This window comes from Streptomyces sp. NPDC058665, from assembly GCF_042714995.1.
Taxonomy (GTDB): domain Bacteria; phylum Actinomycetota; class Actinomycetes; order Streptomycetales; family Streptomycetaceae; genus Streptomyces.
On sequence record NZ_JBHXRX010000003.1, the window covers coordinates 116,357 to 140,451 of the forward strand.

The window sequence follows — 24,095 nt, forward strand, 5'->3', positions numbered from 1 at the left end:
CGTACGCCATGAAGTCCGAGGCTGCGCAGAACCCCTCCGGCGACACCAAGTCGCTCTACGGCGGCACCAGCACCCGCCGCGTCACCGTCCACGACATCGCCGCCGCCAAGCGACGCGGCGAGAAGTGGCCCATGCTCACCGCCTACGACGCGATGACCGCTTCCGTCTTCGACGAGGCCGGCATTCCGGTCATGCTCGTCGGCGACTCGATGGGCAATGTCCATCTCGGCTACGAGACCACGGTACCGGTCACGCTCGATGAGATGACGATGCTCTCCGCGGCGGTCGTACGGGGCACCAAGCGCGCCCTCGTCGTCGGCGACCTCCCCTTCGGCTCGTACCAGGAAGGCCCCGTCCAGGCCCTGCGCAGCGCCACCCGGCTGGTCAAGGACGCCGGGGTCGGCGCGGTCAAGCTGGAGGGCGGGGCGCGCTCGCTGCCCCAGACGGAGCTGCTGGTCCAGGCCGGTATCCCGGTCATGTCGCACCTCGGCCTGACGCCGCAGTCGGTGAACACCCTCGGCTACCGGGTGCAGGGCCGGGGCGACGAGGCCGCTCACCGGCTGCTGCAAGACGCCAAGTCGGCGCAGGCGGCCGGCGCGTTCGCGGTGGTCCTGGAGCTGGTGCCCGCCGAGGTCGCCGCCGAGGTCACGCGGTCGCTGTCCATCCCGACCATAGGCATCGGCGCCGGTCCTGACACCGACGCGCAGGTGCTCGTGTACACCGACATGGTGGGTCTCACGGGTGGCAAGGTGCCACGCTTCACCAAGCAGTACGCGAACCTCCGGCAGACGCTCGGCGACGCCGCGAAGGCGTTCGCGGACGAGGTCGTTGGCGGTACGTTCCCGCAGGAAGAGCACACCTTCCACTAGCCCCACAGCCCCACCACAGCAGCCACTGCCGCAACAGAAGACAGCCCGCCGACATCCCCCATCGGCGGGCTGTCGGCGTTCCCGGGGGTCGCGGCGCATCCGTCGCGCGTCCTCCCGGGACAGGTCCTACTTGTGCGTGTCGGCGGGCTGTCGGCCGCCTGTCGGTCCGTTGTCAGTGGCGGATGCCAGGATCGTCGGCATGACGCGAATCGACACAATCCCTGCCGACGGCACCACGGCCGTCACAGTGCGGGGCCTGGTCAAGCACTACGGTGCGACCAAGGCGCTGGACGGGGTGGACCTGGACGTGCGTGAAGGCACGGTCCTCGGTGTCCTCGGCCCGAACGGCGCCGGTAAGACCACCCTCGTACGCTGCTTGTCCACCCTGATCCTGCCCGACGCGGGCACGGCCGTCGTCGCCGGCTACGACGTCGTCAAGCAGCCGCGACAGCTCCGCCGCACCATCGGCCTCACCGGGCAGTACGCCTCGGTGGACGAGAAGCTCGCCGGCTGGGAGAACCTGTACATGATCGGGCGGCTGCTCGATCTGCCCCGGCCCGCCGCCCGTAAGCGCGCCGACGAGCTGCTGGAGCGGTTCTCGCTCACCGAGGCGGCGAAGAAGCCGGTGCTTCAGTACTCCGGCGGTATGCGCAGGCGCCTGGACCTCGCGGCGTCGATGATCGGCAAGCCCGCGGTGCTCTATCTGGACGAGCCGACCACGGGTCTCGACCCCCGCACCCGTAACGAGGTGTGGGCAGAGGTCCAGCGGATGGTGTCCGACGGCGTGACCGTCCTGCTCACCACGCAGTACATGGAAGAGGCGGAGCAGCTCGCGAGCGAGCTGACGGTCATCGACCGCGGCCGGGTCGTCGCGGGCGGCAAGGTCGACGAGCTGAAGGCGAAGGTCGGCGGCCGGACCCTGGAGATCCGCCCGAGCGACCCCGCCCGGCTGCCGGAGATGGCCAGGGCGCTGAACGAGACGGGGCTGGACGGCATCGCGGGATCGCAGATCCACGACGGCATGCTCTTCGTGCCGATCCTCGCCGACGAGCAACTGACCGCCGTCATCGGGCTGCTGGGCGGGCGCGGTTTCGACATCGCGCACATCGGCACCCATCTGCCCAGTCTGGACGAGGTGTTCCTGGCGATCACGGGCGAGAAGTCGAGCGAGCAGTCCGACGGCACAGAGACCGACGCGCAGTTGAAGGGAGCCGCGGCATGAGTACGGCGACTACGACGAAGGTGACGGAGCCCGCGCCGTCCCCCCGGACCGAACAGCGAGTCCGGACCACCGCCGACGAGGGCCGGATCGGTCTGCGGGCCAATCTGCGGCACATCGGCGCCCTCGCTCGCCGTAACGCCCTCCAGATCAAGCAGGACCCGGAGTCGATGTTCGACGTCCTGCTGATGCCGATCGTCTTCACGCTGCTCTTCGTCTTCGTCTTCGGCGGGGCCGTCGCGGGCAAGGGCAACCAGTCCGAGTACGTGAGCTATCTGGTCCCCGGTCTGATGGCGATGATGGGGCTCAACGTCTCGATGGCGGTGGGCAGCGGGATAAACGAGGACTTCCAGAAGGGGGTCATGGACCGGTTCCGGACGATGCCCATCGCGCGGTCGTCGGTCCTGGTCGCGAAGATCGTGGTCGAGGTCGGCCGCATGATGGTCGCCTTCGCGATCCTGCTGACCGTGGGCTTCGTCCTCGGTATGGAGGTCGAGACCTCACCGCTCCATGTGCTGGGCGCGATCGGGCTCTCGCTGCTGTTCGGCGCGTCGCTGATGTGGATCTTCATCCTGATCGGTCTCACGGTGAAGACGGCGCAGGCGGTGCAGGGGGTCGGCTTCCTGGTGCTGATGCCGCTCCAGTTCGGCTCCTCGATCTTCACCCCGCCGTCCACGATGCCGGGCTGGCTGCAGAACTTCACGGACTACAACCCGCTGTCGAATCTGGCCGACGCGGCGCGCGGGCTGTTCATCGGCGGGCCGGTCGCGCACGACCTGTGGCTGACGCTGGCGTGGTCGGCGGTGATCACGGTGGTGACGGCGCCGATCGCGGTGGCCAAGTTCCGCAAGAAGACCTGAGACCGGGCCTCCGGTGGGACGGAGACGGGCGCCTCAGGCGCCGGCGAGTTCGAAGGCCTCGTCGAGGGAGAGCGTGCGGCCCTCGGCGAGCGCCTTCTCGTAGTCGGCGCCCGCGAGCCCGCCCGCGTGGATCGTGGCATCGGCCCCCTCCCGGCACTCGCGCTCCTGCGAGTGGGAGTAGTGGCCCCGCGGCAGGTGCGCCTCGTACGCGCCCACGAGGCGCGCGCCGTCGCGTACCCGCTCCGGGCCGCCGAGTCCGGCCATCGCCCAGCCCGCGGTGAGCAGATGGACCGCCGGCATCTGCGGGGCGACCATCCGCGACATCGGGTCGCGCGTACGGTCCAGGGCCTGCCGTGACCGGTCGAGCGCCTCGGCGTACCGCCCGTCGAGATTCTCCAGCCAGGAGAGCAGCCCGAACACGAACCCTTCGAAGAGGGCGAGGTTGGAACGGTTGAAGTCATCGAGCAACAGGTCGAGTTCACGGCGGCCCTCGGTGGCGCGTCCGGTGCGGCCGAGCCACATCGCCAGATAGAGGCGGGCGGCCGGCTCGGCCTCGTAGCCCCGCCGTTCGGTCCTGGCGAGGATCTCGCGCAGCATCGCCTCGGCCTCGTCCCCGTCGCCCGTCTCCATCATCACGCCCGCCAGGCGCGTGCGCAGGAGCGAGATCTGCGACTCGGCGCCGAGCAGCCGGGCGTTGTCGATGGCGGCGCGGAAGTCGGTCGCGGAGCGCTCGAACTCACCGCTGCGCTCAAAGGCCTCGGCACGGGCCGACAGGGCCTCCGCGGCGCCCCACGCGTCGCCGATCCTGGTGAAGATCTCCAGGCTCTCCTCGGCGTCCCGGCCCGCGTCGCCGACCCACTCGGTGCGGTTGGCGAGGATGTTGGCGCGCACCTGGAGGGCCGACGCGAGCTCCCACTCGTAGCCGAGGTCCCGGCACGCGTCGACGGTCCCGTCCGTCACCTCACGGAGCCGGTCGGACTCCCCCGTCAGCAGGATGGAGAAGAACCAGAGCGAGCCGGGTGTACGGCAGGTCTGCGGCAGACCGGGCCGGTACACCTCACGGACGCGGCGCAGCCACTCCAGCGCGTCGGGCGAGGTCCACACGTCGAAGTCGTGGTCCATGTTGGCCAGATGGATCAGCCGGGCCCCGCGCCGCGCCTCCAGCAGCAGCTCGGGCGCCATCGGCGGCGGCGCGTCCGTACACCGTTCGTGGATCGGCGGGGCCGGGGAGACCGGTGGATCGAAGGGGTCGGGGCCCAGTTCGGCGGCGGCGCCCGACCAGTGCCGGGCGTCGGTGCGCATGTCGCGGATGTGCCAGTACCAGGCGAGGGAGTGCACCAGACAGAGCGCCTCGTGCTCGTCCCCGGCCGCGACGGCGTGCCGCAGCGCGGTGCGCAGGTTCTCGTACTCGACCGAGAGCCGCTCGATCCACGGGAGTTGCTCCGCACCGCGCAGCTTCGGGTCGGCGCACCGGGCCAGCTCCCGGAAGTGCACGAGATGGCGGCGCTCGGCGGCGGCGCGGCCGTCGGACTCGTCCAGCCGCTCACCCGCGTACTCCAGGACGGTCTCCAGCAGCCGGAAGCGCATCGCCCCGTCCGGGGCGGGGGTGGCGACCACGAGCGACTTGTCGACCAGCGAGCCGAGCACTTCCAGCGCGTCGGGCCCGCACACGGCCTCGGCGGCGGCCAGGTCGCAGCCGCCCGCGAAGACGGACAGGGCTCCCAGCGCGGTCCGCTCGGCGGAGTCGAGCAGGTCCCACGACCAGTCGACCACGGCGCGCAGCGTCTGCTGTCTGGGCAGTACGGTGCGGCTGCCGCCGGTCAGCAGGCGGAAGCGGTCGTCGAGGCGGTCGGCGATCTGCCGGGGGGTGAGCATCCGCAGCCGCGCGGCGGCCAGTTCGATCGCGAGCGGCAGCCCGTCGAGCCTGCGGCAGATCTCGTCGGCGGCGGCCGGGTCCTCGTCCGTACGGAAGCCGGGGCGGGCGGCGGCGCCGCGGTCGGCGAGCAGCCGCAGCGCCATCGGCTCGGGCAGCGGGCCGACGGGGCGTACGACCTCGCCGGGCACGCCGAGCGGTTCGCGGCTGGTGGCGAGGACGGTCACGCCGGGGCAGCGGGCCAGCAGTTCCTCGGCGAGCCGGGCGGCGGCGTCCACGACGTGCTCGCAGTTGTCGAGCAGGATCAGCATGCGCCGGCGCGAACAGTGCTCCACGAGCCGTACGAGGGGGTCGTTGGAGCCCGGGTCGGCAGCGCGCAGCCCCTCGGCCCCGGCGCCGCGCAGCACGGTCTCGCGCGCCCCGAGCGCGAGGAGTACGGCCTCCGGCACAGTCGCGGGGTCGTCCACGGGGGCGAGTTCGGCGAGCCACACCCCGTCGGGCCAGCCAGCGGGGTCGGCCGCGGCGGCGGCCTCCTGCGACAGACGCGTCTTCCCGGCGCCGCCGGCCCCGAGCAGGGTGACGAGCCGCGCGTCGCGGAGGTCTCCCCGCAGGGCGTCCAGGTCGGTGTCGCGGCCGACGAAGCTGGTGAGGGGGACGCGGAGGTTGCCGGAGGCCGAAGGGGGCGCGGCGCCGTTGACCGCGGGCGCGGGCTCGGTCCGGGGCGTACGGCGCGGGCGGTCGCCGTTGCCGTGCTCGCCGTTCGCGCGGTGGCCGTTCGCGTTCTGGCGCGTCCCGTGCTCGTCCGGGCTCAGCAACTCCTTGTGCAGCGAGCGCAGTTCGGGCCCCGGGTCGGTGCCGAGCCGGGTCGCGAGGTCGCGGCGTACGTCGTCGTACGCCGACAGCGCCTCGGCCGTACGCCCCACGGCGCGCAGCGCGCGGATGCGCAGGGCCTGGAGCAGTTCGTCGATGGGGTGGTCGTCGCAGAGCTCCGCCAGCTCCGGCAGCGCCTCCTCCGCCCGGCCGATGGCGAGCGCCGCCGTGAGCCGTGCCCTGCGGGCGCCCAGCCGGCGGGCCTCCCAGCGCGCCGACTCCGCCCTGCGGTCGGGCAGGTCGGACAGCGCGGGGCCGTGCCAGAGCGCCAGCGCCTCGTCCAGGAGTTCGGCGGCCCGTTCGGGGCTGCCGGCGTCCAGCGCCTTGGTGCCCTCGGCCGTGAGCCGTTCGAAGCGGTACAGGTCCACGTCCTCCGGGGCCGCGCGGAGCCGGTACCCACCGGTGTCAGAGACGACCGCCCCGGCACCGAGCACCCGGCGGAGCCTGCTGACCAGGGCCTGGAGCGCGCCGGCGGCGTCCGCGGGCGCTTCGCCGTCCCAAACCTCCTCGACAAGGGTGGCCGCCGGGACGGTCCGGCCGGGCCGCAGCGCCAGCACCGTCAGCAGCGCGCGCAGCCTCGGTCCGCCGACGGCGTACGGGATGCCGTCGGGGCGCAGTGCCCGGGTGGGGCCGAGAAGCCGGTAACGCACTCCACCATTGTCCGGTACGACCATCCGGTCGGCCGACAGCTCCCCCACGTTCCTGCCCCCCATGTGCGCCTCCCCCGCCGTACACCCACCCTCGCCGGAACCCACCCCCGCAGGCGAGACGTTTTCGGCGTGTCGCCGACAGGGCGCCGGGCACGCGCTAGCGCGAGGCAGCTGTCCTCGCCCTGCGGAGGTAGTACCAGGCCATGTTCGAGGACAGCCCGGCCAGCAGCACCCAGACGACGCCGAGCCAGGTGCTCCCCTGGACGAAGGACACCACGGCCGCCGTGACGGCCAGGAGGCAGACGACGAGGGCGTAGAGGGCGAGGCGGGGCATGAGGTCGGCTCCTGTCGGGGGCGTGAGGACGCGCGTACGGCGCAAGTCCAGTGTCCCCCATGCCCCGTCGCCCTCAGACGTCGGTGACCCGCAGACCCGCGTGCGCCTTGTAACGGCGGTTGACGGAGATCAGGTTCGCCACGAGCGACTCCACCTGGTGCGCGTTGCGCAGCCGCCCCGCGAACACCCCCCGCATCCCGGGGATACGCGCCGCGAGCGCCTGCACGATGTCGGTGTCGGCCCGCGTCTCGCCCAGCACCATCACATCGGTGTCGATCCGCCCGACCGAGGCGTCCAGGAGCAGTACGGCGGACAGATGGTGGAAGGCGCCGGTCACGCGTGAGCCGGGCAGCAGGGCAGCGGCCTGTTCGGCGGCGCTGCCCTCCTCCGGCGTCAGCGCGTAGGCGCCCTTCTTGTCGAAGCCGAGGGGGTTGACGCAGTCGACGACGAGCTTGCCCGTGAGTTCTTCCCTGAGCGATTCCAGCGTCTTGGCGTGGCCGTCCCACGGCACAGCGACAATGACGATGTCGCTGCGGCGCGCGCACTCGGCGTTGTCCGCACCCTCGATGCCCAGGCCGAGTTCGGCCGCGGCCGTCTCGGCGCGCTCGGCCGCGCGGGAACCGATGATCACTTTCTGCCCGGCCCGTGCCAGCCGGTAGGCGAGGCCGCGCCCCTGGTCACCGGTGCCGCCGAGAACACCCACGGTCAGATCCGCGACGTCGGGAAGCTCCCAGGGGTCCTTGGCAGGGGGCTTCGGCGTGCTGCCGCTGTCGGTAGAAGTCATGACCTTGACAGTACTTGTCGCCGTGGAACCCACTCGGCGCGACCCTCACGGCCCCCTCTCGCGCCCCCGCACAGCCGGAATGGCACGTTCGGGTGACGCCGTGCCGACCTCCGGTGCGGGGCCCGCAGCTGCGGCAGGATCCCGGCCCATGGATGCCGTACGCGTCGCCCTGCTCCGTGAAGTCCTGGCCGGTACGGAGTGGCCGGCCGCGACCAGGCGGTTCGCCGCGTCCCTGCGGTCCTCCGTCGTGCCACACGGGGGCGGACTGCTGCTGGTCGGGACGCGGGCGTACGAGCCGTGGCACATGGCCGCGCATCTCGTGGACGAGGCGGCCTGGTCCGGCCGTCCGGAGCTGGCGCCGCTGCTCGTACGGCACGGGGTACGGCCCGGCGACCCACCCCATCTGGCCGTCGGGCTCGGGAGGCTCCAGGCGGCGGGACGGGGTGAGACGCTGCTGATGGTGGCACCGGAGCGGCCGGACGGCGGGCTGCTGGAGCGGGTGCACGACGCGCGGCGGGCGGGGGCGACGGTGCTGTCGCTGGGGAGCGGGGACTCCGAGGTGGTGGGGCTCGCGCACGACGCGCTCACGATCGCCCCGCCGGCTCCGGAGACTTCCGAGGATGGCGGGCCGGGCATCGACCTCGACATGGTGCAGCACCTGGTGAGCGCGGCGGCCGGCGAGAACAGCCTGCCGGCGGCGCACGGCAGGCGCCGCTTCCGGGACCGGCTGTCACGGCTCGTCGACCAGCTGACGTCACCGCCGCCCGCCCGCTGGTGACGCCCGCGCCGGGGGCGGAGTCGGATGCGGAGTCGGATGCGGAGTCGAGGGCCGGCTAAAGAAGTTGCCCGTCGTGACCGTCTCGACAGAGCATGGCCTCTCGTGACTCGAAAGCTGTCCGCGATCCTGCCGGACCTCACCCCCCTGCGCACGCTGCGCGAGTTCCGACTCCTGTGGATCCAGGGCCTGGTGACATATTTCGGCAGCTCCATGGCCATGATCGCGCTGCCGCTCCAGATCAAGGACCTCACCAACTCGCCCCTCGCGGTGGGCGCGATGGGCGCCGTCGAGCTGGTCCCGCTGATCGTCTTCGGGCTGTACGGGGGTGCGCTCGCCGACGCGGTCGACCGCCGCAGGCTGATCCTGCTCTCCGAGACGGGCCTCGGACTGCTCGCGGTCATCCTGCTGATCAACGCGCTGCTGCCCCGGCCGGCCCTCTGGCCGCTGTACGTCGTGGCCGCCGGTGTCTCCGCGCTGGCGGGTATCCAGCGGCCCGCGCTGGACTCGCTGATCGCGCGGATCGTGCCGCACGCCCAGACGACGGCCGCCGCCGCGCTCAACGCGCTGCGCTGGCAGACCGCGGCGGTCGCGGGGCCCGCGGTGGCCGGTGTCGTGGTGGCGTTCTCGGGGACGGCGACGGCGTACGCGCTGACCGTGACCGGGTTCGTCGCCTCCGTACTGATGTGTCTGCGGCTGCGGCCCGCGCCGCCTTCCAAGGAGGCGGGCAAACCGTCGCTGCGCGGGATCGCCGAGGGCGCGCGGTACGCGTGGAGCAAGCCGGTGCTGCTGGGCACGTACGCGGTCGACCTGAGCGCGATGCTCTTCGCCTACCCGCTCGCGATCTTCCCGTTCCTCGCGGAGGACCTGGAGGCCGAGTGGGCGCTGGGGCTGATGTACGGGGCCATCCCGCTCGGTTCCGTACTGGTCAGCCTGACCAGCGGCTGGGCGTCGGGGATCCGGCGGCACGGCCTGATGGTGGTGCTCGGCGCGGGCGGCTGGGGCCTGGCGATGACCCTCGCGGGCTGGATGCCGAACATCTGGCTGGTCCTGCTCTTCCTGATGCTGGCGGGCGCCGGCGACATGCTCAGCGGCCTCGGCCGTTCGACGATCTGGAACCAGACGATCCCCGAGGAACTGCGGGGCAGGCTGGCGGGCCTGGAGCTGCTGTCGTACAGCGTGGGTCCGCAGCTCGGACAGGTCCGCGCGGGCACGGTGGCCGGCTGGACAGGCACCCGCCCGGCGGTCTGGAGCGGCGGGGTGGCGTGCGTGGTGGCCGTGGGGCTGCTGGCGGCGGTGCTGCCCAAGCTGATGACGTACGACTCGGCGACGGACGAGGACGCGCTGCGCCGCAAGGCCCACCAGGAGGCGGCGGAGAACGCGGTCGCCGCCGAGGTCCCGGCGCCAGGCGCGGTCGCCTGACGCCGGACGGGCCGGCGGGGAAGCGGTGTCAGGACGGCGGCGGGTCCTGCTGCTTGTCGTGCCAGCGGGGGTCCGTCTCCCAGTCGAGGTTGCGTTCGGCCGCCGTTTCCATGGCGCGCTCCGCCTCCTGTCTGGAGGCGTACGGGCCGAAGCGGTCCTTGGCCGGACAGTCGGGGCCCTCCTCGACCCGTTTGTGTTCCAGGCAGTAGAACCACTCGCCCGGCTTACCCACCGTGCGCTTCTTGAACAGGGCCATCGATCGGCTCCTTCCTCTGAACCCTCTGAACGCCATGCTGCCCCACCGACGGCTTTTGAACGCTGGTTAGACTCGCTGGTATGTCTGGCCAGTCACTCCTCGTGCCCGGGGAGCTCTCTCCCGCCCGTACCGTTCCCGCGAAAATCCGGCGCCCGGAGTACGTCGGCAAACCTCAGCCGGCCCCGTACACCGGGTCGGAGGTGCAGAGCGACGAGACCGTCGAGCTGATGCGGATCGCCGGACGGATCGCCGCCCAGGCGATGGAGGAGGCCGCGAAGCACATCGCGCCCGGCGTCACCACCGACGAGCTCGACCGGGTCGCGCACGACTTCATGGTCGACCACGGGGCGTACCCCTCGACCCTCGGCTACCGCGAGTTCCCGAAGTCGCTCTGCACCTCGGTCAACGAGGTCATCTGCCACGGCATCCCCGACTCCACCGTGCTGCGCGACGGCGACATCGTGAATCTCGACGTCACCGCCTACATCAACGGCGTGCACGGCGACAACAACGCCACGTACTTCTGCGGTGCCGTCGACGAGGAGTCCAGGCTGCTGGTCGAGCGGACCCGTGAGTCACTGAACCGGGCCATCAAGGCCGTCAGGCCCGGCCGGCAGATCAATGTCATCGGCCGCGTCATCGAGTCGTACGCCAAGCGCTTCGGTTACGGCGTGGTCCGCGACTTCACCGGGCACGGCATCAACTCGTCGTTCCACTCCGGGCTGATCATCCCGCACTACGACAGCCCGCACGCGACGACCGTCATGCGGCCCGGCATGACCTTCACCATCGAGCCGATGCTCACGCTGGGCACCCACGAGTACGAGATGTGGGACGACGGCTGGACCGTGGTGACGAAGGACCGCAGGCGGACCGCCCAGTTCGAGCACACGCTCGTGGTGACGGAAACCGGCGCGGACATCCTGACCCTGCCGTGACGCGGACGCCCTGACCTGCTGCGCGCCGCGCGAGGGACACACCGAGGACGGGTGGCCCCCGCGCGCTCGGCGGGTGACACTTTTACCGACAGGACGTCGGGAACCAGTTGACTTAGGTAAGCCTAAGTAGGAGGATCGGCGAAGGCAAGCGCCCATGCTGCCCCGCCGGACCCCGGTCTGGTTCTTCCGTTTCTCTCGGCCCCCGGAGGCCCGCTTTGGACGCCACCGCCACCGCCCCGACCCCCTTCTCGACGATGATCCGTGTCGCCTCGCACGAGAAGCACACGGAGGTGAACACCTCGACCTTCATGAGCGACCTGCTGGGCCGGCGGTTCGGGGTGGAGGCGTACACGCGCTACACCGAACAGCTCTGGTTCGTGTACCGCGCGCTGGAGGACGCCGCCGGGGCTCTCGAAGGTGACCCGGTCGCCGGCCCCTTCCTGCGGCCCGAGCTGATGCGCGCCGACGCCCTGGAGCGCGACCTGACGCATCTGCGGGGCGCCGGCTGGCGCGAGGGCCTGGAGCCGCTGCCCGCCACCGCGGCGTACGCGGCGAGGATCACCGAGTGCGCCCGCACCTGGCCCGGCGGCTATGTGGCCCACCACTACACCCGCTACCTCGGGGATCTCTCCGGCGGCCAGGTCGTCCGCGACATGGCGGAGAAGACCTGGGGCTTCGCCCGCAGGGGCGACGGCGTCCGCTTCTACGTCTTCGACGAGATCTCCAACCCGGCGGCGTTCAAGCGCACTTACCGCGAACTGCTCGACGCGGTCCCGGTGGACGACCTGGAGAAGCAGCGCGTCATCGAGGAGTGCAAGCGGGCGTTCGACTTCAACGGTGCCGTGTTCCACGAGCTGGAGGGCGAGTTCCCCCTCAGCGCCTGAGGAGGGTGACGCGAGCGACCGCGTTCAGCGCGGCGCGAGCAGGCGGACGCGTCCGCCGACCTCGATCGAGCCGTCAGGGCCGGGGGCAGTGAGGATCTGCGACCCCCGGCCCTGCGTGATGTTCAGGGCCCGTCCCAGCTCGGCGGTGAGCAGCAGGGCAGCCGCCCCCGTCGCCTCGTCCTCCACGATGCCGTCGTCGCGGCGCGGGAAGGCCCGCGCCCTGACCCGGCCTGCCGACTCGTCCTCCCACGCCCACGCGTAGAGCCAGCCCTCACCCGGCGGCGGCGCGGGCAGGGCGTCGACCTCGGCGGCCGACCCGTAGCGGCACAGGGTGCGCGGCGGGGCCCATTCGGGGCGCGCCGTGATCCAGGTGAACTCGCCGTCCTGGCGCACCCACACCTCGCCGACGGGCGGGTTGACCAGCTCCAGGTCGAGCAGCCACGCGGCGCCCACGAGCGGGTGTCCGGCGAACGGCAGCCGCACGCCCGGGGTGTAGATGTCCACATGGCCGCGCTCGGGGTCGTCCACGAACACGGTCTCGCTGAAGCCGAGTTCGGCGGCGAGCGCCTGCCGGGACGCCTCGTCGGGGTAGTCGCGGCCGTGCCGTACGACTCCGAGCGGGTTGCCGTGCCGCCCGTCGCCCCCGCAGAAGACGCTCAGTACTTCGATGCCGCCGTCGGCGATGTCATTCACGCAGGCATTGAAGCATCAGCCGTTGAACATCACGTGCGAGGTGTGCCCGACGGGGCAGGGCCGTACCGCGACTCCCGCGGTACGGCCCTGCCCCTTGAGGTCCCTTGAAGGTCCCTCGCACGTGGTCCAACGGCTCAACTGGCCCGTCAGACCTCGTCGATGGCGGTGTTACGGCGCCGGGCGACGTAGACGGCGGCGGCGCCCGCGAGGGCGAGCGCGCCCGCCGCGCCGGTCAGCGCGCCTGTGGGAACCTCGGAGCCGGTGCTCGCGAGATTCCCCACGCCGCCCGCGGAGCCACCGACGGTGCCGCCGCCCGCCGTGCCACCGGTACCGCCCGTGGTGCCGACGCCGCCGGTCGTACCGCCCGCGCTGCCGCCCGTACTGCCCGAGCCACCCGAACCGCCCGGGAGCTGGGCGTCGTCCGTGAGGGAGACGGCCGCGGTGACGGCGTCCAGCGCATCGCCCGCCTGGTACATGCCGCCGAACGCCTTCGTGCCGTCCGCGGTGAGCGAGGCGGGTACGGCGTCCAGCGTGACCACGCCGTCCTCGGCCGCCAGGTCACCGGCGGGCAGGTCGAGCGTGGCGATGGTCAGGTCCTCGAAGGTGGAGACCTCGTGCGTCTCCCGGTCCTTGGTGCTGACGTCCGCGACGAGCGTGCCCTTGCCGTTCTCGACCTCGGCCTCCAGACCGCTGAGCTTGAGGTCGAGGATGTACGAGCCCGCCTCCTCGTGGCCCAGGAAGCGGACGGATCCTTCGAACTTCGCCAAGAGGGTCTGCGCGTCGGCGTCGAACGAGCCCGTGGCCTTGGGGAAGCGGTAGGCCTCGCCCGGCTGGGTCGCGCCGGCCGCGAGTTCGACCTTGCCCTTGGCGATGGGGCCCGTCACATACGTACGGAAGCTCTTCTTGACGCCCCAGTCGAGGTTGCCGTCGACGATCGCGCCGTCCACGACCGCCGGGTCCGTCGGCTCGTCGGTGGGCTGGTCGGTCGGTTCGTCCGTGGGCTCGTCGGTCGGCTCGTCCGTCGGCTCATCGGTCGGTTCGTCCGTGGGCTCGTCCGTGGGGTCATCCGTAGGAGGCTTGGCCGCCGTCACGGAGAGGGTCGCCGGGTCCAGTTGCACGCCGGCGGCGTAGAAGCCCGCGAACGCCTCCGAGCCTTCGGCCGTGAGCTTGGCGGGGATGTCCTTGAAGACCATCGCGCCGTTCTCGCCCTGGCCCGGCTGGACCGCCGTCAGGTCCAGATCGGCGATCGGCACGTCCTCCCGCGTCGCGGACTCGCCCTCGGTCACGCTGGTGACGTCGGCGGTGATCTCCCCGGTCTCGCGGCCGGTGTTGACCTTCACATCGCTCAACTTGATGTCGAGGACGCCATGGTGACCCTCGAAGTGCACGCTTCCCTTGAAGGCGGTGGCGGTGGCGTGTGTGCCGGTGTCGTAGGTGCCCTTGCCGTCGGTGAAGGTGAACACCCCGTTGCCGGCGGCCTGGGCGGCGCCGTCGGCGGCCGTGATCTTCCCATTGGCGATGGGCGAGAGGAGGTACTTACGGAAGGACTCCTTGAAGCCCCACTCCAGGGTGCCGTCCTTCAGGTCGAGCTGCGGCGCGGCGGGGGCACCGGGCGCCGCGGGTGCGGCCGGGGCGCTGCCCGACGCGAACGCCGGGACGGCGAGCGCGGTGGCGCCGATGGCCACGACGGTGGCGACTGCCGCGGCAAGGGCTATGGGACGACGGGTGGCTGGCATGTTCGGGGGTCTCCTCGATGAGTGGGAACGCGCTGAAGGAGTGGGGGGTGGGGGGCCGGTGGAAGTCAGGTTCCGCCGGAGCCGGAGCCCGAGCCCGAGCCCGAGCCCGAGCCCGAGCCGGTGTCCGGGGCGCCCGCGGAGTCGGCATCGGCACCGGTGCCGCCCGCCCTCGCGCCGCGGCGCCGTACGCCGACGTACACCGCCAGGGCGGCGGCGAGCAGCACGCCCGCGCCGATCCCCCCGTAGGTGAGGGCCTGGGAGGACGTGGAGGCGGAGGCGGACGCGGCATCGTCCGCCTCCGCCGGCTTGGTGGAATCGCCGGTCGCCGTACCGGACTTGGGCTCGGCGGATGCCTCGGTGTCGCTGCCCAGATCGGGGAGCGCGGGCAGCTTCGCCTTCTTGTCGACGGCGACGGCGAGTGAGACGGGGTCCATCGCGGTCCCCGCCTTGTAGAGGGAGCCGAAGGCCTTGGCCCCGGGCTCGGTGAGCGTGGCGGGCGCCTCGGTGAGCGCGGCGAGGCCGTTCTTCGGTGTGAGGTCGGCGGCGGCGAAGGTGACCAGTGGGACGGCCTTGGCCGGCGCCTCGCCCTCGCTCGCGACGTCGGCGGCCAGGGTGCCCTTCCCGCCCTTCACCTGGACGCTGATACCGCTCAGCGTCAGGTCCAGCTGGTCTCCGGTGAAGGAGACGCTGCCCGCGAAGTCGGCGTCGAGCGTCCGCTTCTTCGCGTCGTACGTCCCCTTCCCCTTCGGGAAGCGGAAGAGCGCGCCGCCGTCCTGCGCCCCGCCGTCGAGCGTCCAGCGGCCGTTGGCGATGGGGCCGGTGACGTACTCACGGAAAGTACGGCGTACGCCCCAGTCGACTGCCGCGTCCTCCAGAGCGCCCTTCGCCCGCTCATCCTCGGCCCCGTCCTTGTCCGGGTCCGTGTCTGTGCCCTTGTCCGTCTCGCCCGGCTTCGGCGCGGGTTTCCGCGCCGGGTCCTTCGCGGCGGCCACGTCCACGGACAGGCTGACCGGATCGAGCGGCGTGCCCGCCGTGTAGTAACCGGCGAAGGCGGTGGCGCCCTGTGCGGTGAGCGTCGAGGGGACGTTGCCGAGGGCGACCGGGCTGCCGCCGCCCCTCATGTCGATCCCGCCGAGATCGAGTGTGGCGAGCGGGACCTGCGACGACGTGGTGACCTTGCCGCTTCCCTTGGCCTTGCTGGTCATGTCGGCGTGCAGGGTGCCCCGGCCGCCGGAGATACGGACCGTGGGCCTGCTGATGGTGAGGTCCAGCTCATGCGTTCCGTCGGGCTTGGTGTGACCGACGAACCGGACGCCGCCGCTGAATCCGGCGCTCAGCGCGCCGCTGTCGGGGTCGTACGTCCCCGAGGCGGAGTGGAAGCGGAACTGACTGCCGCCCACGGTCGCCGCGCCCCCGGTCAGGCTCCAACTGCCGCCCGCGATGGGCCCGGTGACATAGCTCTGGAAGGAGGACCTGATGCCCCAGTCGAGCCTGCCGCCGCGCACGGTGCGGTCCGCCGCGTGAGCCGTGGCCGCCGGGAGCAGAGCCCCGACGAGCGCGGCGAGCAGCGCGACGGCGAGAAGGCGCACCGGTCTGGACGACAGCATGGAGATCACTCCTCCGTAGGAGACGACGGCGGCCATGGGCACACCGAAAAAGCCCGGTTGAGGCACCCCGGACCTGGTAAGCAAGGTAAGGCTAACCTAAGGTATCTCCTGCCCGGTTCGAAACCCTTCCGCCCCGGGCGCCTCAACAGGACTCCTGACAACGACGGGACGGTGCACTCCGTGCGCACTCAACGCCTGGCCGGTGCGGTCATCTCGGTGCTCACCCTCGCCCTGCTCGCCGCCGGCTGCGGCGGAAGCGGTGGCAGCGGCGGCGGGGCCGCGAAGGGCGCCGGGGCGACCGCCACCGCCGACCGGGTCGAGCCGCTGGCCACCGTCCCCGAGCCCCGGCTGCCGGTCACCGTGGACTCCGCCGACGGCACGAAGGTCACCGTCACCTCCGCCGACCGGCTCGTCCCCCTCACCGGTTCGCTCAACGAGATCGTCTTCACCCTCGGGCTCGGCGAGCACGTCGTGGCCCGCGACATCACCGCCACCTTCGAACAGGCCGGTGAACTGCCCGTGGTGACCCGCGCGCACGACGTCTCGGCCGAGAGCGTCCTCTCCCTCAGGCCGACACTCGTCATCGCCGAGACCACCACGGGACCGGCCGAGGCCGTCGACCAGATACGGGACGCCGGGATCCCCCTGCTCGTCGTGGCGCCCGCGAAGGGCCTGGACGACGTCGGCAGGCGCATCACGACGGTGGCGCACGCGCTGGGCGTGGACGCGGCGGGCGAGGAGTTGAGCGCGCGTACGGCCGAACGGATCGCCGCCGTACAGAAGCGGATCCCGGCACCCGCCGACGGCGCGAAGCCACGCGTCGCCTTCCTCTATCTGCGCGGCTCGGCCTCCGTCTATCTGCTGGGCGGCCGTGATTCCGGGGCGAGTTCGCTGCTGGAGGCGGCCGGCGCCGTCGACGCGGGCAAGGAGTCCGGCCTGGACAAGGACTTCACCGCGATCACCAGCGAGGCGCTGGCGAAGGCCGCGCCCGACGCGATCCTCCTGATGACCAAGGGACTTGAGTCGGTGGGCGGTCCCGACGGTCTGGTGAAGATCCCGGGCGTCGCCGAGACACCCGCCGGGCTCGACCGCCGGTTCGTCTCCGTCGACGACGGCGTACTGCTCAACTACGGGCCCCGTACGGACCAGGTGCTCGCGTCCCTGGTCGAGCAGCTCTACCCGGACGGCGAGTGACATGACGCCCACGCCCACGGCGACCGCCGTGCCGCCGGACACCGCCCCGTCCGGGGCCACTTCGACGGAGCGGCCCGGGCGGCGCGGGAGAACCTGGCTGTTGACGGCCGGACTGCTCGGTGCGCTGCTCGTGCTCAGTCTGCTCTCCGCCGGGCTCGGTGCGTACGACATCCCGCTCGGCGACGTCCTCTCCTCCGTCCTGCACCGGACCGGTCTCGGCGGCAGGGCGCTCGAACGGGTCCCCGAGAGCGTCCTGTGGAACGTCCGGCTGCCGCGCGTCGTCCTCGCGCTGCTCGTCGGCGCCTCGCTGGGCTGCGCGGGCGCCCTGATGCAGGGCGTGTTCGGCAATCCGCTCGCCGAGCCCGGGGTCATCGGCATCTCCGCCGGCGCCGCGGTCGGCGCCGTCGCGTCGATCGCGCTCGGCCTGAGCTTCTTCGGCAACTGGACGGTCACCGTCTGCGCGTTCGTCTCCGGGCTGGTGACGGTGCTCCTCGTGTACGCGATGTCCCGCTCCGGCGGCCGTACGGAGGTGGTCACGCTCATCCTCACCGGCATCGCGGTGAACGCCTTCGCGGGCGCGCTCATCGGACTGTCCGTCTTCTTCGCCGACAACGCGCAGATCAGCCAGATCACCTTCTGGCAGCTCGGCTCGCTGGCCCAGGCGACCTGGCCCAAGGTGCTCGCCGTACTGCCGTGCGCGCTCCTCGGTCTGGCCGTCGCGCCTTTCTACGCACGGAAGTTGGACCTCCTCGCGCTGGGCGAGCGGCCGGCCAGGCATCTGGGTGTGGATGTCGAACGGCTCCGGATCGTCCTGGTCCTGGTCGTGGCGCTCCTCACGGCCGCCGCCGTGGCGGTCGCCGGGATCATCACCTTCGTCGGCCTGCTGGTCCCGCATCTGCTGCGGATGGTGAACGGCCCCGGCCACCGCTTCCTGGTGCCGGGCAGCGCGCTCGGAGGCGCGCTGGTCCTGGTGGCGGGCGACCTGGCGGCCCGGACGGTGGCGGCCCCTGCCGAACTGCCGCTGGGTGTTCTGACGGCTCTCTTCGGCAGTCCGTTCTTCTTCCTGCTGCTGCGCAGGACCCGCCGCAGGCAAGGGGGTTGGGCATGAGAGCCGGCACCGCCGTGAAGGCCGCGGCGCACCGTGTGGTGCGGAATCTGTTCCCTGTACGGGGCCGGGAATCGCCCGCGCCCTTCGCCCCCGGGGACGTCGTCGCCGAGGCACGGGACCTGCGGATACGGCTCGGGGGCCGCGACGTGCTCGGCGGTACCGACGGCGGGGTCGACCTCGTCGTACGCGCCGGTGAGGTGCTCGCTCTCGTCGGGCCGAACGGGGCCGGCAAGTCGACGCTCCTCGCCGCCCTCGCGGCCGATCTGCCTCCCGGCCCCGCCAACGGCGGCGGCGTACGGATCGCGGGTCGCGCCGCCCATGACTGGTCCGCGCCCGAACTCGCCCTGCGACGGGCCGTGTTGCCGCAGGCCGCCACGCTCTCCTTCCCCTTCCCCGTGGAGGACGTCGTCCGGATGGGCCGCGCCCCCTGGGCGGGCACGGCGTCGGAGGAGGACGACGACACGGCCGTGGCCGAGGCGATGGCGGCCACGGAGGTGGGCGAGTTCGCCCGGCGCCCCTTCTCCGCCCTCTCCGGCGGCGAACGCGCCCGCGTCGCCCTCGCCCGGGTGCTCGCCCAGCGCGCCCCGCTGCTCCTGCTCGACGAGCCGACCGCCGCACTCGACCTGCGCCACCAGGAGTTGGTGCTGCGCGTCTGCCGGGCCCGAGCGGCGGCCGGTGACGCCGTCGTCGTCGTCCTGCACGACCTCGGGCTGGCCGCCGCGCACGCCGACCGGGCAGCCGTCCTGTACGAGGGACGGATCGCGGCGGACGGCCCGCCGGCGGACGTGTTCGGCGGTCAACTCCTCAGCCGTGTCTACCGACAGCCCGTCGAGGTCTTCCCGCACCCGCGCACCGGGACCCCGCTCGTGGTGCCGGTGCGGACCGGTAGGGTTCGGACGGTCAGTGGGGGTCACGGAGCAGAAGGCGACCGATGAGAAGGCCGATTCGGGCAGCGGGGCTCGCGATGGCGATGTCGCTGCTCGCGAGTGGGTGTATGACGGTCCACGGTGAACTGGCGGTACTGCCAGGTGCGAAGAAGTCCGAGGCCGCCCAGGCCCTCGCGGATTTCACCGAGGCGTACAACAAGGCGGACAAGGCGTACGACCCCGGCCTGGACGCCGGCCGGGTCACCGGTGCGCTGGGCGCGATCAACCAGGCCGGGCTCAAGGCCAGAAGCATCACCGACCCCGACGGCAACGACCGGCACCAGCCGCTGGAGCTGACCGACGCCAAGTTCCTCATCCCCAAGAAGGCGGGCTGGCCGCGCTGGTTCGTCGCCGACACCGACAGCAACCGCGACAAGGACGACGGCCCCGGCGACAACCGCTGGGTCCTGGTCTTCGTACGCAACGGCGCCGACCAGCTCTGGGAGGTCGCCTATCTCGCGATCCTCACGCCGGACGAGTTCCCGGAGTTCAAGACCGACAAGGACGGTTTCGTCGAACCGGCCCCCGCCGACAGCGAGTCACCGGCGGTCGCCCCCGGGGACGTGGGCGCCGAGTACATCTCGTACCTGAAGGACGGCGAGCCCGAGCACTTCGCGCCGGGACCGCACACCGACGAGTGGCGGGACATCCGCGCGAAGAACGCCAAGCTGCCCGGTCTCACCATCCAGTACAGCGATCAGCGCCTGGACACCGGGGACTTCGCGCCTCTCGCCCTCACCACGAAGGACGGCGGCGCGCTCGTCTTCTTCGCGATCAAGTACTTCGACCGGCAGACGGCCGCCGAGGGCTTCACCCCGACCGTGAGCGCGGACGTGAAGGCGTTGATGACCGGTGAGGTGAAGGACACCCTCACCAAGGAGTGGGTGTCGAGCCAGGCGGCACTGGTGAAGCCGGGCGGGGCCGAGGCGGACCAGATAGATGTGGTGAGCAGGCTGCAAGGGGTGATAGGGGCCGAAGGCTCCTGACACCCCTTGCAGGGGGACGCCGAAGAACACAGGCGGGCGAGCGCGGGCCGTCGTCCGACGGCGGTCCGGCTCGGTCCGGGCGGTCCGGTCCGGCTCGGGCGGTCAGCGGCCGAGCGGCCAGGCCACCGGGTCCAGCTCCTGGTTCTCGCCCGCGTACCGCGCGCACGCGTCGGTCAGCGACTCCAGCAGCGTCAGCGGGTCCGGCAGCGGCTGCTCGGGGCCGCGCAGCCAGGTCATCGACAGCTCGCCGGGCAGCCTCGCCGGCGGTACGAGGACGTAACTGCCCCGGCAGTGCCAGCGGAAGCCGGGATGCTCGTCCATCGTCTCGGGGTGGCAGTCCAGTTCACAGGGCCACCACTCGTCCTCGTCCTCGGGCGTGCCCCGGGTGGCGGTGAAGAAGAGCATCCGGTCGCCGCCCGAATCGGCCACAGGACCGACGTCGATGCCCTCGCCGAGCAGCCGCTCCAGGGCCATGCGGCCCGCCTCCAGCGGGACGTCGAGCACGTCGTGGACCAGACCGGTCGCGGTGATGAAGTTGGCCTCGGGCTGGTTCCTGGCCCAGCGTTCGATCTGGGCCTCGTCGGTCGTGGACTGGGTCTGCCAGGCGAAGGAGATGGGATGTCTGGCGGGGGTGGGACAGCCGATGCGTTCGCACGAACATCGGTAGCCGATGGGGTGCGCGGCGGGCGAGACGGGCATACCGGCGGCGGCCACCGCGAGGAGCAGTGCCAGGCGGGCGTCGGGGTCCTGGGGGGACGCCGGACCGCCGTCGCTCTTTCTGGCGAGTCGGCGCAGCCACTGGGAAACCCTGCCCTCAGTGCCGCGGTAGCGGCCGAAATCGTCGCCCATCTATCCCCTCACCTCATGCATCGGCCCTCTCGGACTCTTCCATGTTCGCACCATCCTGCGCCTCGGGGGGCCGCACTCCTCAACCGGGGTGGGCGGGCGCATGCCCATCACCGGGCGCCATCCCAGGCTATTTCGGGAAATCAGCCACCGATGCGGGCGATGGGTGCCGGTGGTGTTCGACACATTCGGCCTGGCAGGGAACTCGTCCCGTACAGGTCGAAAATCCGGTACGGGCCGATACGGCACTGAGTGCCGCGAGACGCCCCACCGGGGCCGACGGAGCTGATGAGGCCCAGAGAACCTGCGGGGCCGATGGACCGGTCGGGCTACTGATCCGATGACCTGGGCGCCAGCCCGCCGAGCGCGTAGTCGACCAGCGAGTCCGCGTACTCGTGAGTGAGCGGCAGCGTCCGCAGCAGCCAGCGGTGCAGGATCGGGCCGGTCAGCAGCTCCATGGCGGTGCGCGGGTCGATGTCGTCGCGTACGGTCCCCGCCTCCTGCGCGGCCCGCAGCCTCCGTACGTAGAGGGCGGCCTGCGGCTCCAGGAGCTTCTCGACGTACTGGGCGCCGATCGTCGCGTCCACGATGCCCTCGGCGGCGAGCGCGCGGGTGGGCGCCTCGAACGCCGGATCGTTCAGCTCGTCGACCGTGGCGCGCAGCACCGGCTTGAGGTCCGCCGCGAGATCGCCGGTGTCCGGGATCTCGTATGCCCCGGCGCCGCCGCCGGCCGCCTCGGCGGCCTGTTCGCCCAGGTCGAGGAAGGCTTCGAGGAGTACGGCTGCCTTCGACGGCCACCAGCGGTAGATCGTCTGTTTGCCGACGCCCGCGCGGGCCGCGATGCCCTCGATCGTCGTCTTCGCGTAGCCGGCCTCGCCCACCAGGGACAGGGCGGCGGCGTAGATCGCGCGGCGTGACTTCTCGCTGCGGCGGGTGGAGTCCGGTGCCTTGCTCTCAGCCATTCCGTCAGCCTACCAGGAAGGCGAGACGCGCCGTCTCGCCCGATGAACCACCCGAACGGATCACTGTGCGAACGCCCTTTCCGGGCGGAATATGGGGCGACGCACACACCCCGTGCGATCCCATCGTCCGTGAGGAGCCCTCGTTGCCTCGTGACGCCTCGCCCCGGCGCTATCTGATGTGCCCACCGGCGCATTTCAGAGTGACGTACTCGATCAACCCGTGGATGGATCCGTCGAAACCGGTGGACATTCCGCTGGCCCTCGCGCAGTGGGAGGTGCTCCGCGACCGCTACCGCGCTCTCGGTCACACCGTCTCCCTGCTCGAACCGCGGCCCGACCTGCCCGACATGGTGTACGCGGCCAACGGCGCCACCGTCATCGACGGCCGTGTGCTCGGCGCGCGGTTCGCGCATCCCGAGCGCACGCGGGAGGCGGAGGCGCATCTGGCCTGGTTCCGCGCGCGCGGCTTCACCGAAATCCATGAGCCGGCGCACATCAACGAGGGCGAGGGCGACTTCGCCGTCACCGGCTCGTACATCCTGGCCGGACGCGGCTTCCGGTCCAGTCCGCTCTCGCACGACGAGGCACAGGAGTTCTTCGGCCGGCCGGTGATCGGTCTCGATCTGGTCGATCCGCGCTACTACCACCTGGACACCGCGCTCTGTGTCCTGGACGACGCGGCCGACGACGTCATGTACTACCCCGGCGCGTTCTCGCCCGGCAGCCGGGCCGTCCTCGCCCGGCTCTTCCCGGACGCGCTCATCGCGGAGGAGAGCGACGCGGCGGCCCTCGGGCTCAACGCCGTGAGCGACGGCCGCCATGTGCTGCTGCCGCAGGCGGCGGCCGGGCTCTTCGCACCGCTCAGACGCCGGGGCTACGAGCCGATCGCCATGGACCTGGGCGAGCTGCTCAAGGGCGGCGGCAGCGTGAAGTGCTGCACGCAGGAGCTGCGTCAGGGCCTGCCTTTCGGATAAGGCCGGATCAGAGAGCGGGGTCTGGTGCGTGCGATCGCAAGGCGGAGGAGGGAGACAACGCGGAGGGGGCACCTCCCGTGCCCCCTTGGGGGCTACGGGGGAGTTGGCGACCGAGGACAACGCGGCGAGCGTGCGTGCCAGGGCTCGCGAGCCCGGCAAGATCCGAAAGGCAGGCCCTTAGGTACAAGAGCTGGATGTACGACGGGAGTTGCTGCTTTCAGCCTGATTCGGGCGCGTGATCCGGCCCGAGATCCGGAGCGTTGTCCGGCGCGCTCTCCGGCGCGTCGTGGGGCGGCCAGGCGTCGCCCCACGACGCGTCGCGCGCGGCCCGGTACAGCGGCCCGTGCCGCTTGCTCACCGTCTCGCGCCGCAGCCCGTCCGTCTCCGTACAGAGGTCGAGCAGCATCTGCCCCTTGCGGGTCTGCGGCTTGCGGGTCACCCGCGCCCGTACCGGCTCCGCGTCGAAGCGCACCGCCGCCACGTAGCTGAACTTCTCGTCCTCGTACGCCAGCGAGCCCCCCTTCACCTGCCGGTGCAGCGACGACCGGCTGACGCGGGCGGCGAAGTGGCACCAGTCCGTGCCGGGTTCGATGGGGCAAGCGCCGCTGTGCGGGCAGGGGGCCGCGACGCGCAGGCCCGCCGCGATGAGCAGATCGCGGGCCTCGATGACGCGTGCGTACCCGTCGGGCGTCCCCGGCTCCACGATCACCACGGCCTGTCCGGCACGCGCGGCCTCGGCGACCAGGGCGCCGCGGTCGGCGCCGGTCAGTTCCCCCAGGACGTACGAGACGGTGACGAGGTCGCACTCGGGGAGTTTCAGGCCCGTACTGATCCTGGTCCTGCGCCACTCGGCGTCCCGCAGCGCGGGCACCGGCGACCCGGCGGCCAGCTCGCGGCCGAGGGCGAGCGCGGGTTCGGCCCAGTCCAGCACGCTCGTCGTACGCCCGGCGCCGCCGTCCCCCTCACCGTCCGGCCAGGTCGCCTCGGTCGCCCACACCGCCGCCCCCGTGCCCCCGCCGACGTCCACGTGGCTGCCCGGCGCCCACCCGGGCGCGGCGTCGGCGAGCGCGTCGAGTGCGGACCGTACGGCCTCGAACGTGGCCGGCATCCGGTAGGCGGCGTAGGCGGCGACGTCGGAGCGGTCACGCAGGAGCGGTGTGCCGGTCGGGGTGGCTCCCCGGTAGTTGGCGATCAGCCGCTCGACGGCCTGGGCGGCCTTGCTGGGCGGCAGTCCGTCGAGCAGTCCCGCGAGGGCGGCGCGGAGGACGTCGGCGGTGCGGAGGGAGGCGTTCACCGCCGAAATTGTAGGCGCCCCGGGTGTGGCCGGAA

General features: G+C 72.1%; 22 protein-coding genes. 12 read left to right on the plus strand and 10 right to left on the minus strand.

The annotated features are described in order from the left end of the window. Window positions 1-8 precede the first annotated feature (8 nt). From panB to ACFWV8_RS02905, 3 genes are all read left to right on the plus strand, one after another. Window positions 9-869 (plus strand): 3-methyl-2-oxobutanoate hydroxymethyltransferase, encoded by an 861-nt coding sequence (gene panB / locus ACFWV8_RS02895; RefSeq protein WP_384197387.1) that lies wholly within the window; start codon window positions 9-11, stop codon window positions 867-869. A 199-nt stretch (window positions 870-1,068) separates the two neighbouring features. Further along, window positions 1,069-2,091, plus strand: coding sequence for an ATP-binding cassette domain-containing protein (locus ACFWV8_RS02900; RefSeq protein ID WP_384197389.1), 1,023 nt, complete (start codon window positions 1,069-1,071; stop codon window positions 2,089-2,091). Further along, window positions 2,088-2,948 carry an ABC transporter permease gene (locus ACFWV8_RS02905; protein ID WP_384197391.1) on the plus strand — a complete coding sequence of 287 codons (861 nt, stop codon included), beginning with the start codon at window positions 2,088-2,090 and terminating at the stop codon, window positions 2,946-2,948. The genes ACFWV8_RS02900 and ACFWV8_RS02905 overlap by 4 nt, the downstream gene beginning before the upstream one ends. A 33-nt stretch (window positions 2,949-2,981) precedes the next feature. Here ACFWV8_RS02905 and ACFWV8_RS02910 read toward each other — a convergent pair whose 3' ends face one another. The 3 genes from ACFWV8_RS02910 to npdG form a co-directional block, all read right to left on the minus strand. Further along, complete coding sequence (locus ACFWV8_RS02910) at window positions 2,982-6,365, minus strand: BTAD domain-containing putative transcriptional regulator (protein ID WP_384197507.1); 3,384 nt, start codon at window positions 6,363-6,365, stop codon at window positions 2,982-2,984. Between the two features lie 133 nt (window positions 6,366-6,498). Then, the gene (locus ACFWV8_RS02915; RefSeq protein ID WP_384197393.1) at window positions 6,499-6,675 is read right to left on the minus strand and encodes a hypothetical protein; all 177 of its coding nucleotides are present in this window, start codon (window positions 6,673-6,675) and stop codon (window positions 6,499-6,501) included. Window positions 6,676-6,748: 73 nt separating this feature from the next. Beyond that, the gene (npdG, locus tag ACFWV8_RS02920) at window positions 6,749-7,459 is read right to left on the minus strand and encodes an NADPH-dependent F420 reductase (protein ID WP_384197395.1); all 711 of its coding nucleotides are present in this window, start codon (window positions 7,457-7,459) and stop codon (window positions 6,749-6,751) included. A 148-nt stretch (window positions 7,460-7,607) separates the two neighbouring features. Between npdG and ACFWV8_RS02925 the strand changes: the two genes are divergently transcribed. Continuing rightward, window positions 7,608-8,237, plus strand: a complete 630-nt coding sequence (locus tag ACFWV8_RS02925; protein WP_384197397.1) for a hypothetical protein — start codon at window positions 7,608-7,610, stop codon at window positions 8,235-8,237. 102 nt (window positions 8,238-8,339) lie between these two features. Beyond that, window positions 8,340-9,656 (plus strand): MFS transporter, encoded by a 1,317-nt coding sequence (locus ACFWV8_RS02930; protein WP_384197399.1) that lies wholly within the window; start codon window positions 8,340-8,342, stop codon window positions 9,654-9,656. A 28-nt stretch (window positions 9,657-9,684) separates the two neighbouring features. Here ACFWV8_RS02930 and ACFWV8_RS02935 read toward each other — a convergent pair whose 3' ends face one another. Further along, window positions 9,685-9,912: a hypothetical protein gene (locus ACFWV8_RS02935; protein WP_329388495.1), complete on the minus strand. Its 228-nt coding sequence runs from the start codon at window positions 9,910-9,912 to the stop codon at window positions 9,685-9,687. 80 nt (window positions 9,913-9,992) lie between these two features. Here ACFWV8_RS02935 and map point away from each other — a divergent pair, with 80 nt between their 5' ends. Then, a complete protein-coding gene (gene map / locus ACFWV8_RS02940; RefSeq protein WP_384197400.1) occupies window positions 9,993-10,850 on the plus strand; it encodes a type I methionyl aminopeptidase in 858 nt (285 codons plus the stop codon). Between the two features lie 215 nt (window positions 10,851-11,065). After that, window positions 11,066-11,734, plus strand: coding sequence for a heme oxygenase (biliverdin-producing) (locus ACFWV8_RS02945; RefSeq protein WP_384197402.1), 669 nt, complete (start codon window positions 11,066-11,068; stop codon window positions 11,732-11,734). Window positions 11,735-11,758: 24 nt separating this feature from the next. Here the strand turns inward: ACFWV8_RS02945 and ACFWV8_RS02950 are convergent, their stop codons facing one another. The 3 genes from ACFWV8_RS02950 to ACFWV8_RS02960 all read right to left on the minus strand — a co-directional run bounded on the left by ACFWV8_RS02950 (window position 11,759) and on the right by ACFWV8_RS02960 (window position 15,770). Then, window positions 11,759-12,427, minus strand: a complete 669-nt coding sequence (locus tag ACFWV8_RS02950; protein ID WP_384197404.1) for a PhzF family phenazine biosynthesis protein — start codon at window positions 12,425-12,427, stop codon at window positions 11,759-11,761. 146 nt (window positions 12,428-12,573) lie between these two features. Further along, entirely contained in the window at window positions 12,574-14,163 is a 1,590-nt protein-coding gene (locus ACFWV8_RS02955; protein WP_384197406.1) for an HtaA domain-containing protein, read from the minus strand. A 65-nt stretch (window positions 14,164-14,228) separates the two neighbouring features. Further along, on the minus strand, window positions 14,229-15,770 hold the full coding sequence (locus tag ACFWV8_RS02960) for an HtaA domain-containing protein (RefSeq protein ID WP_384197407.1): 1,542 nt from the start codon (window positions 15,768-15,770) through the stop codon (window positions 14,229-14,231). A gap of 180 nt (window positions 15,771-15,950) precedes the next feature. On the opposite strand from ACFWV8_RS02960, the gene ACFWV8_RS02965 reads away from it, so the two are divergent. Genes ACFWV8_RS02965 through ACFWV8_RS02980 form a run of 4 tightly spaced genes read left to right on the plus strand, consistent with a single transcriptional unit; the run spans window position 15,951 to window position 19,984 of the window. Next, a complete protein-coding gene (locus tag ACFWV8_RS02965; RefSeq protein ID WP_384197409.1) occupies window positions 15,951-16,964 on the plus strand; it encodes a hemin ABC transporter substrate-binding protein in 1,014 nt (337 codons plus the stop codon). A 1-nt stretch (window position 16,965) separates the two neighbouring features. Then, the gene (locus tag ACFWV8_RS02970; protein WP_384197411.1) at window positions 16,966-18,072 is read left to right on the plus strand and encodes a FecCD family ABC transporter permease; all 1,107 of its coding nucleotides are present in this window, start codon (window positions 16,966-16,968) and stop codon (window positions 18,070-18,072) included. Continuing rightward, a complete protein-coding gene (locus ACFWV8_RS02975) occupies window positions 18,069-19,007 on the plus strand; it encodes a heme ABC transporter ATP-binding protein (RefSeq protein WP_384197412.1) in 939 nt (312 codons plus the stop codon). The genes ACFWV8_RS02970 and ACFWV8_RS02975 overlap by 4 nt, the downstream gene beginning before the upstream one ends. Then, complete coding sequence (locus tag ACFWV8_RS02980) at window positions 19,004-19,984, plus strand: hypothetical protein (RefSeq protein WP_384197413.1); 981 nt, start codon at window positions 19,004-19,006, stop codon at window positions 19,982-19,984. The genes ACFWV8_RS02975 and ACFWV8_RS02980 overlap by 4 nt, the downstream gene beginning before the upstream one ends. A gap of 102 nt (window positions 19,985-20,086) precedes the next feature. On the opposite strand, the gene ACFWV8_RS02985 is transcribed toward ACFWV8_RS02980, so the two are convergent. Both ACFWV8_RS02985 and ACFWV8_RS02990 read right to left on the minus strand, forming a co-directional pair. Continuing rightward, entirely contained in the window at window positions 20,087-20,833 is a 747-nt protein-coding gene (locus tag ACFWV8_RS02985; protein WP_384197415.1) for a bifunctional DNA primase/polymerase, read from the minus strand. Window positions 20,834-21,159: 326 nt separating this feature from the next. Continuing rightward, window positions 21,160-21,792, minus strand: a complete 633-nt coding sequence (locus ACFWV8_RS02990) for a TetR/AcrR family transcriptional regulator (RefSeq protein WP_384197417.1) — start codon at window positions 21,790-21,792, stop codon at window positions 21,160-21,162. Between the two features lie 143 nt (window positions 21,793-21,935). On the opposite strand from ACFWV8_RS02990, the gene ddaH reads away from it, so the two are divergent. Beyond that, entirely contained in the window at window positions 21,936-22,766 is an 831-nt protein-coding gene (gene ddaH, locus ACFWV8_RS02995; protein WP_384197419.1) for a dimethylargininase, read from the plus strand. A 217-nt stretch (window positions 22,767-22,983) separates the two neighbouring features. Here ddaH and ACFWV8_RS03000 read toward each other — a convergent pair whose 3' ends face one another. Then, window positions 22,984-24,060 (minus strand): small ribosomal subunit Rsm22 family protein, encoded by a 1,077-nt coding sequence (locus ACFWV8_RS03000; protein WP_384197421.1) that lies wholly within the window; start codon window positions 24,058-24,060, stop codon window positions 22,984-22,986. Between the last annotated feature and the right edge of the window lie 35 nt (window positions 24,061-24,095).

What these genes read in the sequence shown, in the direction of transcription:
- panB (WP_384197387.1), top strand. Translation starts at nt 9, where the DNA reads ATGAAGTCCGAGGCTGCGCAGAACCCCTCCGGCGACACCAAGTCGCTC.
- ACFWV8_RS02900 (WP_384197389.1), top strand. Translation starts at nt 1,069, where the DNA reads ATGACGCGAATCGACACAATCCCTGCCGACGGCACCACGGCCGTCACA.
- ACFWV8_RS02905 (WP_384197391.1), top strand. Translation starts at nt 2,088, where the DNA reads ATGAGTACGGCGACTACGACGAAGGTGACGGAGCCCGCGCCGTCCCCC.
- ACFWV8_RS02910 (WP_384197507.1), bottom strand. Translation starts at nt 6,365, where the DNA reads ATGGTCGTACCGGACAATGGTGGAGTGCGTTACCGGCTTCTCGGCCCC.
- ACFWV8_RS02915 (WP_384197393.1), bottom strand. Translation starts at nt 6,675, where the DNA reads ATGCCCCGCCTCGCCCTCTACGCCCTCGTCGTCTGCCTCCTGGCCGTC.
- npdG (WP_384197395.1), bottom strand. Translation starts at nt 7,459, where the DNA reads ATGACTTCTACCGACAGCGGCAGCACGCCGAAGCCCCCTGCCAAGGAC.
- ACFWV8_RS02925 (WP_384197397.1), top strand. Translation starts at nt 7,608, where the DNA reads ATGGATGCCGTACGCGTCGCCCTGCTCCGTGAAGTCCTGGCCGGTACG.
- ACFWV8_RS02935 (WP_329388495.1), bottom strand. Translation starts at nt 9,912, where the DNA reads ATGGCCCTGTTCAAGAAGCGCACGGTGGGTAAGCCGGGCGAGTGGTTC.
- map (WP_384197400.1), top strand. Translation starts at nt 9,993, where the DNA reads ATGTCTGGCCAGTCACTCCTCGTGCCCGGGGAGCTCTCTCCCGCCCGT.
- ACFWV8_RS02955 (WP_384197406.1), bottom strand. Translation starts at nt 14,163, where the DNA reads ATGCCAGCCACCCGTCGTCCCATAGCCCTTGCCGCGGCAGTCGCCACC.
- ACFWV8_RS02960 (WP_384197407.1), bottom strand. Translation starts at nt 15,770, where the DNA reads ATGCTGTCGTCCAGACCGGTGCGCCTTCTCGCCGTCGCGCTGCTCGCC.
- ACFWV8_RS02970 (WP_384197411.1), top strand. Translation starts at nt 16,966, where the DNA reads ATGACGCCCACGCCCACGGCGACCGCCGTGCCGCCGGACACCGCCCCG.
- ACFWV8_RS02975 (WP_384197412.1), top strand. Translation starts at nt 18,069, where the DNA reads ATGAGAGCCGGCACCGCCGTGAAGGCCGCGGCGCACCGTGTGGTGCGG.
- ACFWV8_RS02980 (WP_384197413.1), top strand. Translation starts at nt 19,004, where the DNA reads ATGAGAAGGCCGATTCGGGCAGCGGGGCTCGCGATGGCGATGTCGCTG.
- ACFWV8_RS02985 (WP_384197415.1), bottom strand. Translation starts at nt 20,833, where the DNA reads ATGGGCGACGATTTCGGCCGCTACCGCGGCACTGAGGGCAGGGTTTCC.
- ACFWV8_RS02990 (WP_384197417.1), bottom strand. Translation starts at nt 21,792, where the DNA reads ATGGCTGAGAGCAAGGCACCGGACTCCACCCGCCGCAGCGAGAAGTCA.